Annotated in this window: 1 protein-coding gene; it reads left to right on the top strand. The window is 75.7% G+C overall.

What is annotated here, in order from left to right:
* The first annotated feature begins 129 nt into the window (after positions 1-129).
* Entirely contained in the window at positions 130-2580 is a 2451-nt protein-coding gene (locus tag ABZ641_RS32015; RefSeq protein WP_359987493.1) for a SpoIIE family protein phosphatase, read from the top strand.
* The last annotated feature ends 173 nt before the right edge of the window (positions 2581-2753 follow it).

A 2753-nucleotide genomic window follows, 5' to 3' on the forward strand; every position in this document is an offset into this window, starting at 1 on the left:
GCGAGATGATGATGCAGGAGATGCCCTGGGCCTTGAGCTCCAGCATCAGGTCGAGCAGCTTGCGGCTGTCCTCGTCGTTCAGCGCCGCGGTGGGAGACCGCCGGAGCACCGCCGCCCCCGGCCGAGGAGATCGCCCCGCCGGGTGCCCCGCGCCGGGCGGCCGACCGCGACGCCGTCGAGAAACTCCTCGCCGAGGGCCTGACCAGGGCCGTCGACCTCACCTCCGGCTACGGAGGGCTGGTCTACCTGCCGTCCCCCGACCACCGCTCGCTGGTGCTCAGCACCGTCGTCGGCGTCCCGCTGCCACTGCTCAGCGCCTTCCGGCGGATCGCCCTGCTCGCCCCGCTGCCCCCCGCCGAGGCCTTCCGCACCGGCCGCACCATCGTCCTCGCCGACCCCGACGAGACCATGCGGCGCTTCCCCCGCCTCGCGGTCGGCCTGCCCTACGCCTTCTCCTTCGCCGCCGCACCGATCGCCACCCGCGAGGGCACCCTCGGCGTGCTGTGCGTGCTGTGGCCCAGCACCGAGGCCGGCCTGCCCGGCGGCGCCCGCCGCCAGCTGCGCTCCTCCGCGAACCGGATCGCCGCCTCGCTCACCCCGTACGGCGAACTGGCCGCCGCCGACGAGCCCACCGTCGTCCAGCTCCCGCCGCCGTCCGGGCCGGCCACCCGGGTCGGCGTCTTCGACTGGGACATCCCCGGCCGCACCATCGCCGTCGACCGGGAGCTGGAGGCCATCCTCGGCCTCGCCCCCGGCTCCTTCGACGGCCGGCTCGCCACCCTGGTCGAACGGCTCTCGCCCGAGGACATGCCGCTGCTGCGCGAGGCCGCCCGGCGGGCCGCGGCCGACGGCCGCCCCTTCGACCGGCAGGTCCGGGTCCGCGACCCGCGCGGCGGCCACCGCACCCTCGACCTGCGCGGCCGCCGGGTCGCCGACGGCACCCACCTGGTCGTCGTCGTCCTCGACGACTCCGCGGGCTCCGCCGCCGTCGCCGCCGTGGAGCGGCTGCGCGACGGCGTCTTCGCCCTCGACGCCGAGGGCATGGTCGTCTACGTCAACCGCACCGCCGAGATGTTCCTCCACGCCCGCCGGGACGAACTCCTCGGCCGGCATCCCTGGGACGTGCTGCCCTGGCTCGGCGACCCCGCCTACGAGGACCGCTACCGCGCCGCGATGCTCTCCCGGCGCCCGACCGCCTTCCTCGCCTGCCGGCCCCCCGACCACTGGCTCGCCTTCTCGCTCTACCCCGACGCGCACGGCGTCACCGGCCGGGTCGTCGCCGCCGCCGAACCGGCCGACCCGCACTCCGCCGTCCTGCCGGAGGCCCCGCCCGCCGCCCCCGCCAGCCTCGGCGCCACCTACCACCTGCTGCAGCTGGCCAGCGCCCTCACCGAGGCGGTCTCCGTCCAGGAGGTCTGCAACACCGTCCTGGAGCAGATCCTGCCCGGCTACGGCGGCCAGGAGCTCGCCCTCTACCTCGCCCAGAACGGCCGGATGCACCTGGTCTCCCAGAGCGGCTACCCCGAGGGGTTCCTCGACCGCTTCGAGGCCACCCCGCTCGGCGCCCGGCTGCCCGGCACCGAGACCCTGATCGCCGGCACCCCGCTCTTCTTCCAGTCCTCCCGCGAACTCCTCGACGCCTACCCGGGCATCCCGCAGGACGAGATGCGGGCCTGGGCCTTCCTGCCGCTGATCGCCTCCGGCCACCCCATCGGCAGCCTCATCCTCGGCTTCGAACAGCCCAGGACCTTCACCCCCGAGGACCGCGTCCAGCTGACCGCCCTCGGCGGCCTGATCGCCCAGGCCCTGGAGCGGGCCCGGCTGTACGACGCCGAGTTCGAGCTCGCCCGCGGCCTCCAGCAGGCCCTGCTCCCGCACCGGCTGCCCACCGTGCCCGGCATCGCCATCGCCGCCCGCTACCTGCCCGGCACCCGCGGCATGGAGATCGGCGGCGACTGGTACGACGTCATCACCACCCCGCACGGCCTCTGCCTGGTCATCGGCGACGTCGAGGGACACAACGTCGGCGCCGCCGCCACCATGGGGCAGCTGCGCAGCGCCGTGCGCGCCTTCGCCTCCGGCGGCAGCCCGCCCGCCGAGGTGCTGGTGCGCACCAACCACCTGATGGCCGACCTCGATCCGGGGCTGCTCGCCAGCTGCTGCCTGATCCACCTCGACCCCTCGGACGGCCGCGGGCACGGCGTCCGGGCCGGCCACCCGCCGCCGCTGCTGCGCCGTCCCGACGGGCGCACCGACCTGGTCGACCTGGAGGGCGGCCCGCTGCTCGGCGTCGACCGCTCCTCGCACTACCCCACCACCCGGCTGCACCTCCCGGTCGGCTCGGTGCTCGCGCTGTACACCGACGGCCTGGTGGAGACCCCGTCCACCTCCATCGACCAGGGCATCGACGAACTCCGCAGCTCGCTCGCCCACGCCGGGCCCGTGGTACCCGACGCGCGTGGCGGCGCACGGGACGGCGGCCGCACCCTCGACGACCTCGCCGACCGGCTGGTCGGCCGGGCCCGCCGGACGGCACAGCGGCCCGACGACATCGCCCTGCTCCTCGTCCGGCGGGAGTAGCCGCCGCTCCCGCCTCAGGACCGGAACCGCCGGTTCCCCGACTTTGGTCGTGGCGGAGAGCGACGGAGGATGGTCGCGGACCTCGGCCTGGGTGCGCTGCGCGAGCATCGCCAGACCGCCCAGCAGCCGCATCCGCTGCTGCTCCAGCGGCAGCGTCGGATACCCGGTCTTGG

This window comes from Kitasatospora sp. NPDC007106 (genome assembly GCF_040634455.1).
Taxonomy (GTDB): domain Bacteria; phylum Actinomycetota; class Actinomycetes; order Streptomycetales; family Streptomycetaceae; genus Kitasatospora; species Kitasatospora arboriphila.